The sequence below is a fragment of the Mesorhizobium sp. M2A.F.Ca.ET.046.03.2.1 genome (genome assembly GCF_003952425.1).
Lineage (GTDB): Bacteria > Pseudomonadota > Alphaproteobacteria > Rhizobiales > Rhizobiaceae > Mesorhizobium.
The window spans coordinates 5,754,526-5,769,310 of record NZ_CP034449.1 but is presented as its reverse complement, the minus strand read 5'-3'; the positions used below and the strand labels follow the sequence as shown (position 1 = coordinate 5,769,310).

Below are 14,785 nucleotides of genomic sequence, written 5' to 3'. Positions count from 1 at the left end.
AAAAAGTGGGGACCGGTTTTTGGAAAAGATCATGGTTGAACAAGAAGATACCAGAAAATGCTGATCACCTGTCCCTATTGCGGGCCGCGCGATGTCATCGAATTCACCTATCAGGGCGACGGCAACCGTCAGCGGCCGCAGCCGGCCTCGCAAGATCTCGACGCCTGGAACGCCTATGTCTACGACCGGCTCAATCCGGCCGGCGACCACAATGAGATATGGCAGCATTCCGGCGGCTGCCGTTCGCATCTGAGGGTCGTGCGCAACACCATCACGCATGAGATCCTGAGCACGGCCTTCGCCCGTGGCGGCCACAAATCTGCCGACAACAGGGCGGAGGGCCGTTCGTGAGCCCGCGCCGCACGGAGACCGGCGGCCGCATCGACCGGCTGCGCACCATCCGCTTCACCTTCGACGGCGCGCCTTACACCGGTCATGCCGGCGACACGCTGGCCTCGGCGCTGCTCGCCAATGGCGTGACGCTGTTCGGCCGTTCGTTCAAATACCATCGCCCGCGCGGCCTGCTTTCCGCCGGCGTCGAGGAGCCGAACGCGCTGGTGACGGTGCTGCGCGGCGAGGTGCGCGAGCCGAACATTCCGGCCACCATGGTCGAGATCTATGATGGGCTCGTCGCCGTCAGCCAGAACCGCACGCCGTCGCTCGCCTGGGACATCGGCGCAATCAACCAGCTTGGCGGCAAGATCCTGTCTGCCGGCTTCTACTACAAGACTTTCATGGGGCCGGTGATCGGCCCGTTGAAGGGCACGCGCTTCTGGATGTTCTGCGAGCATTTCATCCGCCGCGCCGCCGGTCTCGGCAAGGCGGGTACCGCCCACGACCCGGCGCGCTACGAACGCATGAACGCGTTTTGCGACGTGCTGGTCGTCGGCTCCGGTCCGGCCGGCCTGATGGCGGCCAAGGCCGCCGCCGACCAGGGCGCCCGGGTCATCCTCGCCGATCTCGAAGCCCATTTTGGCGGCTCCGCCAACTGGTCGGGCGAAACCATCGACGGCATGCCTGCCGCCGACTGGGCCCAGCGTATGGCCGCGCAGCTCGCAGGCAACGACAATGTGCGCCTTTTGCCGCGCACGACGGTGTGGGGCTATTACGACGGCAACACGTTGGCCGCGCTTGAACGGGTGACCGACCACAAGGAAGTCGCCGCCAAGGGCGAGCCGCGCCAGCGCTACTGGGCGATCCGCGCGGGCACGGTGGTGCTCGCCACCGGCTTCTTCGAACGGCCGCTGGTGTTCCCGGGCAATGACCGCCCAGGCGTGATGCTCGCGCACGCCGCCGAGCGCTATGTCAATGAGTATGGTGTGCTGCCGGGACAGCGCGTCGCGCTCTTCACCAACAACGACAGCGCCTACCGCTCGGCCGTCGCCCTGAAGAAGGCTGGCGCCGCGGTCGTCGCCATCATCGATGTCCGCAGCGATGTCTCGAACGAGATGCGCCGGCTGGCGAGCGATGCGGAAGCCGAGCTGCTTGCCGGTCACGCCGTGGTCGCGACCGAGGGCGGGAAGGCGCTCACCGGCCTTAAGGTGCAGCGCTTCGACGCCATGAGCGGTTCGCTCAGCGGCGACGAGCGCAGCATCCACGCCGAGAGCCTTCTGATGTCGGGCGGCTGGTCGCCGACCATCCACCTCGCCAGCCAGGCCGGCGCGAAAGCCGAGTGGGACCCTGCCAGGCAAGCTTTCCTGCCGCCGAAGCCGACGCAGCGCTGGATCGGCGCCGGCGCCTTCACCGGCAGTTTTTCGACAGCGGAGGCAATCGCGGAAGGTCGCGCCGCCGGTCTCCAGGCGGCCGGCGGTACGGCTTCATCCGGTCCCCTGCCCGTCGTCGAGGCGGCTCCGGGCGATCCCGATCCGGCTCCGGTCTTCGAGATCAGGGCCAAGGGCAAGAGCTTTGTCGACTTCCAGCACGACGTCACCGCCGAGGACGTGCGGCTGGCGCATCGCGAAGGCTTCGTCTCGGTCGAGCATCTGAAGCGCTACACCACGCTCGGCATGGCGACCGACCAGGGCAAGAACTCCAACGTGCCGGGTCTCGCCATCATGGCCGAGGCGCTCGGCAAGCCTATCCCCGAAGTCGGCACGACCCGCTTCCGCCCGCCTTACACGGCGGTATCGATCGGCTCGCTGGCGGCAGAGCGCTTCGGCGACCTCAAGCCCGAGCGGCTGACCCCGATGCATGACTGGCACATCGCCAATGGCGCAAGGATGTATTCGGCCGGCCTCTGGTACCGCCCGATGATCTATGGCCTCCCCGGCGAGACGGTCGAGCAGGCCTATGTGCGGGAAGCAAGCGCCACGCGCGACAGCGCCGGCATCGTCGACGTCTCGACGCTGGGCAAGATCGCGGTGCAAGGGCCGGACGCGGCCGAGTTCCTCGACCGCGTCTACACCAACATGTTTTCCACTTTGGCCGTCAGCAAGGCGCGCTACGGCCTGATGCTGCGCGAGGATGGACTGGCCTTCGACGACGGCACCACCTGGCGGCTCGGCGAGCAGGATTTCCTGATGACAACCACCACCGCCAATGCCGGCAAGGTGATGCAGCATCTGGAATATTTCCTCGACGTCATCTGGCCGGAGCTGAAGGTCACCGTCACCTCCGTCACCGACGAGTGGGCCGGGGCAGCGATCGGCGGCCCGAACGCGCGCGCCATCCTTGCCGCTTGCGTCACAGGCACTGCCGTCGACAATGCCACCCTGCCCTTCATGGGCATCGTCCATGGCCGGATTGCCGGCGTGCCGGTGATGATCTGCCGGCTGTCCTTTTCCGGCGAAATGGCATTCGAGGTCTATTCCGGCGCCGGTTACGGCACCCTCGTCTGGGAAGCCTTGATCGAGGCCGGCAAGCCTTTTGGCCTTGTCACCTACGGGCTCGAGGCGCTGGGCACGATGCGCATCGAGAAGGGCCATGTCACCGGCGCCGAGATCGACGGCCGCACCACCGCGCGCGACCTCCATCTCGACTGGATGCTGTCGAAGAAGAAGCCCTTCATCGGCTCGGCCATGATGGACCGCGAAGGCCTGATTGCCCCCGACCGGCTCGAGCTGGTCGGGCTGATCGCCCTCGACAACCGAGCCCTCAACGGCGGCGGACATATCGTCGAGGAACTGGACGAAGCCAATCCGCACGATTCGCTCGGCCACATCACCGCCTGCTGTTACTCACCGGCGCTGGGCAAATATATCGCGCTCGCCCTGGTCAAGGGCGGCAAGGCGCGGCACGGGACCCGCGCCTTCGTCTCGGATCCGCTGCGCAACCGGTTCGGGCCGGTCGAGATCGTCTCCAACCATTTCTACGACCCGGACGGGAGCCGCATGCATGGCTGAGCAGCATTTGCCCGAACGCCAGTCGCCGCTAGAGCCGGAGTATCATCCCGGCTCGCACGGCAATTTCGAACATGGCGTCGACGTCATCCTGTCCGAGACGCGGCCGGGCTCGATCCTGCAGCTTGCCGCCTGGCCGGGCGAAGAGAAGCGGTTGATCGAAGCCATCCGCAAGGTCACCGGTCTCACTCTGCCTGACGGCGCTGGCGGCGGCACAAGCAGCGGCGCCCGTGCCGTTTTCGGCTTCGCGCCGGGGAAATTCACCGTGGTCGACGAAGCCGAAGGACTGGCTGCGGCCTTCGCCGGCGTCATCACGCCGGCCATCGGCACGCTCACGGACCTGTCGCATGGCCGCACCGCGATCCGCATCGCCGGCCCGAAGGCCGAATGGGTGATGGCGAAGTTTTTTGCCATCGACTTCGCCTTGCCGGCCTTCCCGCTCGGCGCCGGCCGCTCGACCAACCATCACGACATCTTCGCCCAGATCCAGCGCACAGGCGCCGACCAGTTCGACATCTACGTCTTCCGCTCCTTCGCGCGGTCGTTCTGGAAGGCCTTGTGCCACGCCAGCGAAGAGGTCGGCTATGAGGTGCAGTAGAGCATCCAAGGTGTGTTGAGATTCAGGTGAGGCCGTGCCGAAAGTGGCGGATTCCGAGAACCGAAGCGGAGCGTACTAAAGTACGTGAGCACCGGAAGCGCAGGAAGCTGCCATTTGCAGGCCGGCCTCACCTGAATCTCAACACACCTTTGGTTCAGCCGCTATCTGGCACTACGAACGGCTCCAACTGCTGCTTGAGCGTTGGGCCAGCAGGCGCGATAGGTAAGGAATCACGGGCGTTTGCCAAGGCAGACGCCCGCTCAGGCAACCAGTTCGACCATACCCTTCCATGACTGTTGAGACTTCGGCGATGGCCAGGACCCGCTTTGCTCCGGCGGAGGGTCCGTCGATGTTGTTGCCGGCAACCGTCGCTTGCGGCGTGTTCATGACGAGCCTCGACCAGAATGTCGTGGTCACGGCGCTGCCGGGCATCGGCGAGAGCCTCGACCGCCCGCCAAGCCAGCTTGGCCTTTTGATCACCGTTTATGTCGCCAGCCTCATCGTCACCATGCCGCTCGGCGGCTGGCTGGCCGACCGCTTCGGCCTGCGCAACGTCTATTGCTTCGCCCTGCTCGTCTTCGCCAGCGCCTCGGCGCTGTGCGGCCTTTCGGAAAACATCTGGATGCTGGTCGGCTCGCGCGCCCTGCAGGGCTGCGGCGGCGCGCTGATGGGCACGCTCGGCCAGGTCGTGATCCTGTCGAGCTTCCCGCGCGACCGTACGCTCAAGATCAACATGTATATTTCGCTCGCCGGCCAGTCCGGGCCGCTGGTCGGCCCGCTGGTCGGCGGCGCGCTGACCACCTATGTCTCGTGGCGCTGGATCTTCTACATCAACATCCCGATCGCGCTGACCGCGGCGCTGCTAGCCGCCTCGCTGTTTCCGTCAACGACCAAGCCTGTCCGCACGCCGTTCGATTTTCCGGGCTTCCTGCTCGTCGGCAGCGGTATGGGCCTTCTGATCTTCGGCATGGACTCACTTGCCGCGAAGGATGCCGCGGGCAGCCTGATCGGCATCGAGCTCGGCCTGGCGATCATCATCCTGGCGGTTGCCGCTTTCTACTGCCTGCGCGCCCGCAACCCGCTGCTCGACCTCAACCTGCTGCGCATCCGCACCTTCCGCATCTCCTTCCTTACCGGCGGCAGCCTCGACACGATCGGCCTCAGCTCCGTGGTCTTCCTGCTGCCGCTGATGTTCCAGCTCGGCTTCGGCATGAGCGCCGTGCAGGCCGGCTCGCTGACCTTCGTCGCCGCGATCGGATCCCTGATCATGCGCTTCTTCATGCCGCGCCTTCTGAACCGGCTCGGCTTCAGGCGCGTGCTGGTCACCAACACCCCGATTGTCGCCTTGCTGGTCGCGGGCTTTGCCCTGGTGCAGGAGAGCCTGCCGGCCTGGATCGTGCTAGCCTACATTTTTGTTTTCGGCGTCTTCCGCTCGGTGCAATGGGCCTCGACCGGCAATCTTTCCTATTCGGACATCGCGCCGGAGCAGCTCGCCCGCTTCAGCGCGCTCTATTACATCCTGTGGCAGCTTGCGGTGGCGATCAGCGTCGGCCTTGCGGCCGCGCTGCTGTCGCTGCTTGCCGGCGGCGGCAAGGCCAGCGTCGACGACTATCGCATCCTGTTCGTCATCGAAGGGCTGATCACGCTTTGCGCGCTGTCGGCTTACCTGCGGCTGACGCCGCGTGACGGCGCCCATGTCAGCGGCCACGGCGCGCATATGAGCACCGACTGACAGGTCAAGCTGCGGCCTGCGCCGGCATTATTCCGCAAAGGTAACCCAGTCCTCGAGTGGAGCGCGGTCGGTGCGGAACTCGTTTTCGGGCTTGGACGTGTCCTCATAGCCGAGCGCCATGCCGCAGACGACGATTTCCTCGTCGGGAATGTTGAGCACCGGCCTGATCTGCCGATGGTAAGGAGCGAAGGCCGCCTGCGGGCAGGTATGCAGCCCCCTGCCCCGTGCAGCGACCATGATGTTCTGCAGGAACATGCCGTAGTCGATCCACGAGCCCTGGTTCAGTCTCCGGTCGATCGTGAAGATCATGCCGACAGGCGCATCGAAGAAGATGAAGTTGCGGTCGTGCTGCGCCCGCATCTTGTCGACCTCGCGCCGGCCGATGCCCAGCGCGCCGTAAAGCCCAAAGCCATTGGCGCGCCGACGGGTCAGATAGGGCTCGAAGAACTGGTCGGGATAATAGCGATACTCGTCCCACTCGGCCTTTTCGGCGCGGATGCCGGAGTTGAGGATCGCGTCGCTGATGCGCTGCTTGACCTCGCCCCTGGTCACATAGACGCGCCAGGGCTGCATGTTGGTGCCGGACGGCGCGCGCGCGGCGACCGCGAGGATCGCGCGGATCGTATTGTCATCGACCATATCGGACAGGAAAGCGCGCACCGACCGGCGCGACGTGATCGCCTCATCGACGATCTCCGCATCCGACGCGATCCGGATGTTCTTCTCAAGCATGGGTCGTCCCTTTCGGCATGGCCAGAAACCCGCAACCCGGTTCCCTTGACGACCATCCGCAGACTATGAACTAAGACTGGTCTCCGACCGGGCGCCCCACTCGCCGCTCGTGTGCGAGGCTTTGCATCAACCGCCGAAAACGCGCAAGCAAATCTTGTGGCCTATGAAAATCTCCTTGATTTTTTCATGATTTTATTCTCTCATGAAATTTATCCAGATTTTTTCACGAGAAGCTTTTGAGCTCGACCACAGCCAGATCTGAGCAGGACAATGGCGACCGGCTGCTGGCCGGCGACATCCGCGCGCTCCGCAAAGCGCGCGGCCTCACGCTCAGTGAAATTGCGCTCAAGTTGGGCCGTTCGGTGGGTTGGGTCAGCCAGGTCGAGCGCGGCCTCTCGGTGCCTTCGGTCGGCGACTTGCGGGCCTTCGCCGATCTCTTCGATGTGCCGATCAGCCTGTTCTTCAGTCATGACGTGCCCGCTGAGGAAGAACGTGGGGTGATCGTGCGCGCCGGTCGCCGCCGCGTGCTTGGCACAAGCGAAACGGGTCTGGTGGAGGAGCTTCTGTCGCCCGATCTCGGCGGTAGTTTCGAGGTAGTGCGCTCGGTGTTCGCGCCCGGCGCCGAGATGAAGGCCGCAGCACTTCGGCCGACCGAGGAGGCCGGATACATCGTCTCTGGACTGTTCGACATCGAGATCGCGGGCGTCTGGCATCGGCTTGGCGAAGGCGACTCGTTTCGCTTCGAGGGCAAGCCATATCGCTGGCGCAATCCGGGCACCGAGCCGGCCGTGGTGATCTGGGTGGTTTCACCACCGGTATATTGAACATTGCATGCCGCCCAAAAGTGTCCAGCGGTTTTGGGGCAACGGCATGCATCAAAGGAAGCAAAGCGCGACATGTCGCGCTTTGAACTTGAGGAGAAAAACATGGCCGGTTTGCCGACCACGGCACGCGTGGTGATCATCGGAGGCGGTGTCGTCGGCTGCTCGTCGCTTTATCATCTGTGCAAGGCGGGCTGGACAGACTGCGTGCTTCTGGAAAAGAACGAGCTGACCTCTGGCTCAACCTGGCATGCCGCCGGCAACGTGCCGACCTTCTCCTCGTCCTGGTCGCTGATGAACATGCAGCGCTATTCCACCGAGCTCTACCGGGGCCTGGCTGGGGCCGTCGACTATCCGATGAACTACCATGTCACCGGCTCGCTCCGACTCGCCCACACCAGCGAACGCATGCAGGAATTCCAGCGCGCCAAGGGCATGGGCCGCTACCAGGGCATGGACATCGACGTGGTCGGCCTCGACGAGATCAAGCGACGCTACCCCTTCATCGAGACGCATGAGCTGAAGGGCGCGCTCTATGATCCGAGCGACGGCGACATCGACCCGGCGCAGCTGACTCAGGCGCTGGCCAAGGGCGCGCGCGACATGGGCGCGAAAATCATCCGTTTCTGCCCGGTCAGCGGCGTGCGCCGCGAGAACGGCGAATGGGTGGTCGAAACACCGCAAGGCGAAATCCGCTGCGAGATCGTCATCAACGCCGCCGGCTACCGCGCCGCCGAGGTTGGAAAGATGTTCGGCCGCGACGTGCCGATGATGGTGATGAGCCATCAGTACATATTGTTTGAGGAGATCCCTGAGCTCGCCGCCTGGACGAAGGAGCAGGGCCATAAGCTGCCGCTGCTGCGCGACGTCGATACCTCCTACTACCTGCGCCAGGAAAAGAGCGGCATGAATCTCGGCCCCTATGAGCGCAATTGCCGCGCGCATTGGGCGACCCACAACGATCCGATGCCGGAGGATTTCTCCTTCCAGCTCTTCCCCGACGATCTCGACCGTCTCGAGCACTATCTCGCCGACGCCGTCGCCCGCGTGCCGATCCTCGGCACGGCCGGCCTCTCCAAGGTGATCAACGGGCCGATCCCTTATGCGCCCGACGGCAACCCGCTGATCGGGCCGATGCCCGGCGTGCCCAACGCCTTCGAGGCCTGCGTCTTCACCTTCGGCATCGCGCAAGGCGGCGGCGCCGGCAAGGTGCTGGCCGAATGGGTCACGGAGGGCCAGACCGAATGGGACATGTGGTCTTGCGACCCGCGCCGCTTCACCAGCTTCGCCTCGGCACCCGATTATTGCGTCGCCAAGGGGATGGAGATCTACGGCAACGAATACGCCATCCAGTTCCCGCGCCATGCCTGGCCGGAGGGGCGCAACCGCAAGCTTTCGCCGCTGCATGAGCGCGTCAAGGCGCTGGGCGGCCAGTTCGACGCCTATAATGGCTGGGAACGCGCCACCTGGTATGCGAGGCCCGGCGACGACACCTCCGAGGAAGCGACGCTGACCTTCCGCCGTGACGGGCCGTGGCAGCGCGCCGTGCGCGAGGAATGCCTCGCCGTGCGCGACGCTGCAGGCATCCTCGATCTGCCCGGCTTCTCGCGCTTCAACCTCGAAGGTTCGGGCGCAGCCGACTGGCTGGCGCTGCAGGTCACCGGCCTGGTGCCAAAACCCGGCCGCATCGGGCTCGTCTATTTCGCGGACGACAAGGGCCGCATCGTCACCGAAATGTCGGTGGTGCGTCACCGCGAAGACCTGATGACGCTGATCACTGCCGCGGTGGCGCAATGGCACGACTTCGAATGGCTGAAGTCGCGCATGCCTGCCGATGCGGCTTTCACCCTGACCGACCGTACCGAGGAATACTCGACCCAGATCCTCGCCGGCCCGAATTCGCGCAAAATCCTGGCGGAGCTTTGCGACGCCGATCTCTCGCAGCCCTGGCTCACGCATCAGGAAACGACGATTGCCGGGCGCTGGGCGAAGCTGGTGCGCGTCTCCTTCGCCGGCGAGCTCGGCTGGGAGATCCACAGCAAGGTCGCCGATACGCTCGCTGTCTTCGATGCCGTCTGGGCCGCCGGCCAAAAACATGGCCTGAAGCCGTTCGGCATGTATGCGCTGGATTCGCTGCGGCTCGAAAAAGGCTACCGCGCCTGGAAGGGCGATCTTTCGACCGACTATTCGATCCTGCAGGGCGGGCTGGAGCGCTTCGTCAAATGGGACAAGCCCGATTTCCGCGGCAAGGCGGCCTTGCTCAATGAGAAACAGCAAGGCGTGAAGAAGCGCTTCGTCACGCTGGTCGTCGAGAACCCCGGCGACTGCGACGCGCCCTATATGTCGACGCTCTGGCATGACGGCAGGATCGTCGGCGAGACGACCTCGGGCGGCTGGGGCCACCGCGTCGGCAAGTCGATCGCGCTCGGCATGCTGCGCACCGATCTGACCGAGCCGGGCACTGCGGTCGAGGTCGAGATTTTTGGCGATCGCTTCAAAGCTGTCGTCCAGAAGGACGAGCCTCTGTGGGATCCGAAGAACGAGAGGCTGAGAGCCTGATGCCAACACCATCGAAGCGCATTGCCGCTATCGTTCCTTCGGGCAAGGACGGTTGGGAGGTCCATTCGGCCGCCTGGGCGCGCCAGCAGGCCGGCGAGGACATCATCATGCTGTCGGTCGGCGACCACGACTTCGACACGCCCTCGGAAACGATCGAAGCCTGCGTCAAAGCCGTGCGCGGCAGCAACCATCATTATACGCCGCTGCCCGGCCTGCCGCGCCTGCGCAAGGCGATGGCGGCGGCATCCACCGCCTGCACCGGCAGCGAGACGGAACCGGACGAAATCATCGCCACGCAAGGCGGCCAGGCTGCGCTCTACGCCGCGGTGCAGACCGTGCTCGATCCTGGCGACCACGCCATCGTCGTGGCGCCCTACTACGCCACCTACCCCAACACCTTCAGCGCCGCCGGTGCGACCTTCACCGTGGTCGAGACGCCGGCGGAGGACGGGTTCCAGCCCCGCGCGGACATGATCCGTGCCGCGCTGAAGCCCAACACCCGCGCCATTCTGATCAATACGCCGAACAACCCGACCGGTGCTGTCTATTCGCGCGAGCGGCTGGAAGAACTGGCCGCGATCTGCAAGGAGCACGATCTCTGGCTGCTGTCCGACGAGGTCTACTGGACGCTCGGTGGCGGCAAGCATATCTCGCCGCGCTCGCTGCCCGGCATGGCCGAGCGCACGCTGGTCATCAACTCGATGTCGAAAAGCCACGGCATGACGGGATGGCGCATGGGCTGGCTGACCGGCCCGACGGAGATGATCCGGCTGCTGACCGACCTCAACCTCGTGACAACCTACGGCCTGCCGGCCTTCATCTCGATCGCCTGCGCCGAAGCGCTCGAGAACCACTATGGCGTGAAAGAGATCGCCGAACGCTACGCCGCGCGCCGCGCCCTGATGCTGGATGCCATACGCGGCATGAACGACGTCACCGTGCACGGCTCGGAAGGCGGCGTGTATGTCATGCTCGATATCTCCGCCATCGAGCCCGACGACGAGAAATTCGCCTGGGGCCTGCTCGACAAGGAGAAGGTCGGCGTCATGCCCGGATCGAGCTTCGGCGAGGCCGCCGCCGGGCACATCCGCATCAGCCTCTGCCAGCCCGAGCCCATCCTCAAGGAAGCAGCGCTTCGCCTGCGCCGCTTCGCTTCCAACTACCGCCGCGAGGCCGCATGACCAAGACTGTTCCGACAAAAGCCCGCGCCGTCATCATCGGCGGCGGCGTCTCCGGCTGCTCGGTCGCCTATCACCTGGCGAAGCTCGGCTGGACCGACATCGTGCTCCTGGAGCGCAAGCAGCTCACCTCGGGCACCACTTGGCATGCGGCCGGCCTGATCGGCCAGCTGCGCGCCTCGCAGAACATGACGCGGCTGGCGAAATACTCGGCCGACCTCTACGTCAAGCTCGAGGCCGAGACCGATGTCGGCACCGGCATGCGCCAGGTCGGCTCGATCACCGTCGCGCTGACCGAGGAGCGCAAGCACGAGATCTTTCGGCAGGCCTCGCTTGCCCGCGCCTTCGATGTCGACGTGCGCGAGATTTCGCCGCGCGAGGTCAAGGAGATGTATCCGCATCTCAATGTCTCGGACGTGGTCGGCGCGGTGCATCTGCCGCTCGACGGCCAGTGCGACCCGGCCAACATCGCCATGGCGCTTGCCAAGGGCGCGCGCCAGCGCGGCGCGACCATCATCGAGAACGTCAAGGTCACCAAGGTCCACACCAGGAACGGCCGCGTCTCCGGGGTCTCCTGGGCGCAGGGCGAGGATCAGGGCACGATCGAGACCGACATCATCGTCAACTGCGCCGGCATGTGGGCGCGCGAGTTGGGACGGCAGAACGGCGTCACCATCCCGCTGCATGCCTGCGAGCATTTCTATCTCGTCACCGAGCCGATCCCGGGCCTCTCCCGTCTTCCGGTGCTGCGCGTCCCGGATGAATGCGCCTACTACAAGGAGGACGCCGGCAAGATGATGCTCGGCGCCTTCGAGCCGGTCGCAAAACCCTGGGGCATGGACGGCATCCGCGAGGATTTCTGCTTCGATCAGCTGCCCGAGGACATGGATCATTTCGAGCCGATCCTTGAAATGGGCGTCAACCGCATGCCGATGCTGGGCACCGCAGGCATCCACACCTTCTTCAACGGCCCCGAGAGTTTCACGCCCGACGACCGCTATTACCTGGGCGAAGCGCCCGAGCTTTCCGGCTACTGGATGGCGACCGGCTACAATTCGATCGGCATCGTCTCCTCGGGCGGGGCTGGCATGGCGCTGGCACAATGGATCAACGACGGCGAGGCGCCTTTCGACCTCTGGGAGGTCGACATCCGCCGCGCCCAGCCGTTCCAGAAGAACCGCCGCTACCTCAAGGAGCGGGTCTCGGAAACGCTCGGCCTGCTTTATGCCGACCATTTCCCTTACCGCCAGATGGCGACCTCGCGAGGCGTGCGCCGTTCGCCGCTGCACGAGCATCTCAAAGCGCGCGGCGCCGTCTTCGGCGAAGTCGCCGGCTGGGAGCGCGCCAACTGGTTCGCCCGCGAAGGCCAGGAGCGCGAATACCGCTATTCCTGGAAGCGGCAGAACTGGTTCGAAAACCAGCGCGAGGAGCATCTCGCGGTGCGGAACGGCGTCGGCCTGTTCGACATGACCTCCTTCGGCAAGATCCGTGTGGAGGGCCGCGATGCCTGCGCCTTCCTGCAGCGGCTCTGCGCCAACGACATGGACGTGGCACCAGGCAGGATCGTCTACACCCAGATGCTCAACGCCAAGGGTGGCATCGAGAGCGACCTCACCGTGACGCGGCTGTCGGAAACGGCATATTTCCTGGTCGTGCCGGGCGCCACGCTGCAGCGCGACCTTGCCTGGCTGAGAAAGCATGTCGCCGAGGAGTTCGTCGTCATCACCGACGTCACCGCCGCCGAAGCCGTGATCTGCGTGATGGGGCCGGAGGCGCGAAAACTGATCCAGAAAGTCAGCCCGAACGATTTCTCCAACGAGGTCAATCCGTTCGGCACCTTCCAGGAGATCGAGATCGGCATGGGGCTGGCCCGCGCCCACCGCGTCACCTATGTCGGTGAACTCGGCTGGGAGCTCTATGTCTCGACCGAGCAAGCCGCCCATGTCTTCGAGGCGATCGCCGAGGCCGGCGCCGATGTCGGCCTGAAGCTCTGCGGCTTGCACACGCTCGATTCCTGCCGCATCGAAAAAGCCTTCCGCCATTTCGGCCACGACATCACCGACGAGGAGAATGTGCTGGAGGCGGGCCTGGGCTTCGCGGTGAAGACCAGCAAAGCCGGCTTCATCGGCCGCGATGCGGTGCTCCGGAAGAAGGAAGCCGGCCTGTCGCGGCGGCTGGTGCAGTTCCGCCTGAAGGATCCTCAGCCCCTTCTGTTCCACAACGAGGCCATTCTGCGCGACGGCCGGATTGTTGGCCCGATCACCTCAGGCAATTACGGACACCACCTCGGCGGCGCGATCGGGCTCGGCTATGTGCCCTGTGAGGGTGAGAGCGAGGCGGACGTGCTGGGTTCTTCCTACGAGGTGGAGATCGCAGGAGAACGCTTCGCGGCGGAGGCATCGCTGAAGCCGATGTATGATCCGAAGGCGGAACGGGTGAAGATGTAGCGCAGTCTTTCCTTCTCCCCGTTCTTGTTTGTGCTGGAGACAAGGTGAACGGGTGTTCGGGGACATCGTGGACGCTTTTGTTCATCACGAACTGCTGGGTTGTTTTTGTTGTTCGGCCTGTGGACCCTGTGGGCAACGCTCAGCGTTGTCCACAAGTCCACAGGTCTCGCTTGCGCCCTGACGTAGGTTCAGGGTGGCAATTCGATGCGAGCAGTAGTGCACGCTGAAGACACCATCCTCGACGGTCGGGCGAAGCGCCACCAGCTCGCCGCGGAATGCCTTGCCGAGTCGCCAGGGTCGGTTCCTGAAGCTGATGAAGCCATCACTGTCGACCTTGCGAACCTGGTCGCCCGGTGCGTACTCGATCGCGGGCAGGACGTCGGGAAAGCTGCGCGGGCTCGGCCGGTAGCGCTCGGCCGGCGTGGCCATGTCGAGTGCTTCGTGTGGTCGTTCGTAGTTATAGCGCGGGCGCCACCGATCGAAGGCTCGCTGGCACTCGGCGAGATCGCCGAAGCTTCGCCCGTTGATCACCTCGGCCTTGAGTGTGCGATGGAAGCGTTCTTCCTTGCCTTGGGTCTGCGGATGGCGCGGCCGACCGTGCAGCACGCGGATGCCGAGCCGCAACAGCCAGACGCTGAAGCCGGTGTAAGGCTCACCGCCGGAATCGCTCCACGGCGAGCCGCCGTCCATCAGCATCGCCAGCGGCAAGCCATAGCGGCGAAAGGTAATCTCCAGCTCCCGGCGTACCGTCCGGCCCTGCTCGTCGCCGCAGGCGGACAGCACCAGGTTGAAGCGCGAGTGATCGTCGAGCGTGGTGAGCGGATGGCAGCGCCCGCCATGGATGGCGAAGTGACCCTTGAAGTCAATCTGCCACAGCTCGTTGGGAGCCTCCCGCTCGAAGCGCTGCCATGGTCCCGGATGTTGCGCTGCTGTCGCCTCCGTCAGCCGATCATGACGACGCAGGATCGCGGTGATCGTCCTCGCCGCCGGGATGACGAGTTCGCCATGTCTCTTCATCGCCTGTCTGATCTTGCGACCGCCCCAGACGTCGTTGCTCTCGTCGCGTACCTGCAACACCCTTGCCTCAATTGCCGAAGCGGTGCGTTGCGGGCTCAAGTGCGGGCGACGCGATCGTTCGACCAATCCAGCCGGCCCTTCCGACCGGTATCGCTCGAGCCACTTATAGCCGGTCGTCGGACTTATCCCGAACCGTCGACAAAGTTCACGCACATTCGCCCACTCTCGCGAGGCAAACTCCACGAACTCTCGCTTCTGATCCATCATGGACACCTCGTAAAACGGCATTCCATCCCTCCCGATCCAAGGATCGGGAAGTGTCCACGATGTCTCCGAACGCCTGTCCACCATCTCCCCAGTCTG

10 protein-coding genes are annotated in these 14,785 nt (G+C 64.8%); 8 read left to right on the top strand and 2 right to left on the bottom strand.

The genetic code is table 11. The annotated features are described in order from the left end of the window. The first annotated feature begins 57 nt into the window (after positions 1-57). The 4 genes from EJ072_RS27455 to EJ072_RS27440 all read left to right on the top strand — a co-directional run bounded on the left by EJ072_RS27455 (position 58) and on the right by EJ072_RS27440 (position 5,668). On the top strand, positions 58-351 hold the full coding sequence (locus EJ072_RS27455) for a sarcosine oxidase subunit delta (protein ID WP_126082153.1): 294 nt from the start codon (positions 58-60) through the stop codon (positions 349-351). Next, positions 348-3,341 (top strand): sarcosine oxidase subunit alpha, encoded by a 2,994-nt coding sequence (locus tag EJ072_RS27450; RefSeq protein WP_126082152.1) that lies wholly within the window; start codon positions 348-350, stop codon positions 3,339-3,341. The genes EJ072_RS27455 and EJ072_RS27450 overlap by 4 nt, the downstream gene beginning before the upstream one ends. 7 nt (positions 3,342-3,348) lie before the next feature. Next, positions 3,349-3,936 carry a sarcosine oxidase subunit gamma gene (locus tag EJ072_RS27445; protein WP_126083764.1) on the top strand — a complete coding sequence of 196 codons (588 nt, stop codon included), beginning with the start codon at positions 3,349-3,351 and terminating at the stop codon, positions 3,934-3,936. 349 nt (positions 3,937-4,285) lie between these two features. Then, entirely contained in the window at positions 4,286-5,668 is a 1,383-nt protein-coding gene (locus tag EJ072_RS27440) for an MFS transporter (protein ID WP_245467003.1), read from the top strand. Between the two features lie 27 nt (positions 5,669-5,695). Here EJ072_RS27440 and EJ072_RS27435 read toward each other — a convergent pair whose 3' ends face one another. Further along, a complete protein-coding gene (locus EJ072_RS27435) occupies positions 5,696-6,400 on the bottom strand; it encodes a nitroreductase (RefSeq protein WP_126082150.1) in 705 nt (234 codons plus the stop codon). Positions 6,401-6,636: 236 nt separating this feature from the next. Here EJ072_RS27435 and EJ072_RS27430 point away from each other — a divergent pair, with 236 nt between their 5' ends. From EJ072_RS27430 to EJ072_RS27415, 4 genes are all read left to right on the top strand, one after another. Continuing rightward, the gene (locus EJ072_RS27430) at positions 6,637-7,224 is read left to right on the top strand and encodes an XRE family transcriptional regulator (protein ID WP_245463331.1); all 588 of its coding nucleotides are present in this window, start codon (positions 6,637-6,639) and stop codon (positions 7,222-7,224) included. A 102-nt stretch (positions 7,225-7,326) separates the two neighbouring features. Continuing rightward, complete coding sequence (locus tag EJ072_RS27425; protein WP_126082149.1) at positions 7,327-9,780, top strand: FAD-dependent oxidoreductase; 2,454 nt, start codon at positions 7,327-7,329, stop codon at positions 9,778-9,780. Beyond that, the gene (locus EJ072_RS27420; protein ID WP_126082148.1) at positions 9,780-10,961 is read left to right on the top strand and encodes a pyridoxal phosphate-dependent aminotransferase; all 1,182 of its coding nucleotides are present in this window, start codon (positions 9,780-9,782) and stop codon (positions 10,959-10,961) included. The genes EJ072_RS27425 and EJ072_RS27420 overlap by 1 nt, the downstream gene beginning before the upstream one ends. Further along, positions 10,958-13,405, top strand: a complete 2,448-nt coding sequence (locus tag EJ072_RS27415; protein WP_126082147.1) for an FAD-dependent oxidoreductase — start codon at positions 10,958-10,960, stop codon at positions 13,403-13,405. Before EJ072_RS27420 ends, EJ072_RS27415 begins: the two co-directional genes overlap by 4 nt. 84 nt (positions 13,406-13,489) lie before the next feature. Here the strand turns inward: EJ072_RS27415 and EJ072_RS27410 are convergent, their stop codons facing one another. Beyond that, positions 13,490-14,710: an IS481 family transposase gene (locus EJ072_RS27410; protein ID WP_245467002.1), complete on the bottom strand. Its 1,221-nt coding sequence runs from the start codon at positions 14,708-14,710 to the stop codon at positions 13,490-13,492. Between the last annotated feature and the right edge of the window lie 75 nt (positions 14,711-14,785).

Excerpts from the sequence above, each read along its gene's own strand:
- EJ072_RS27455 (WP_126082153.1), top strand. The coding sequence starts at position 58 with ATGCTGATCACCTGTCCCTATTGCGGGCCGCGCGATGTCATCGAATTC.
- EJ072_RS27440 (WP_245467003.1), top strand. The coding sequence starts at position 4,286 with ATGTTGTTGCCGGCAACCGTCGCTTGCGGCGTGTTCATGACGAGCCTC.
- EJ072_RS27435 (WP_126082150.1), bottom strand. The coding sequence starts at position 6,400 with ATGCTTGAGAAGAACATCCGGATCGCGTCGGATGCGGAGATCGTCGAT.
- EJ072_RS27425 (WP_126082149.1), top strand. The coding sequence starts at position 7,327 with ATGGCCGGTTTGCCGACCACGGCACGCGTGGTGATCATCGGAGGCGGT.
- EJ072_RS27420 (WP_126082148.1), top strand. The coding sequence starts at position 9,780 with ATGCCAACACCATCGAAGCGCATTGCCGCTATCGTTCCTTCGGGCAAG.
- EJ072_RS27415 (WP_126082147.1), top strand. The coding sequence starts at position 10,958 with ATGACCAAGACTGTTCCGACAAAAGCCCGCGCCGTCATCATCGGCGGC.
- EJ072_RS27410 (WP_245467002.1), bottom strand. The coding sequence starts at position 14,710 with ATGCCGTTTTACGAGGTGTCCATGATGGATCAGAAGCGAGAGTTCGTG.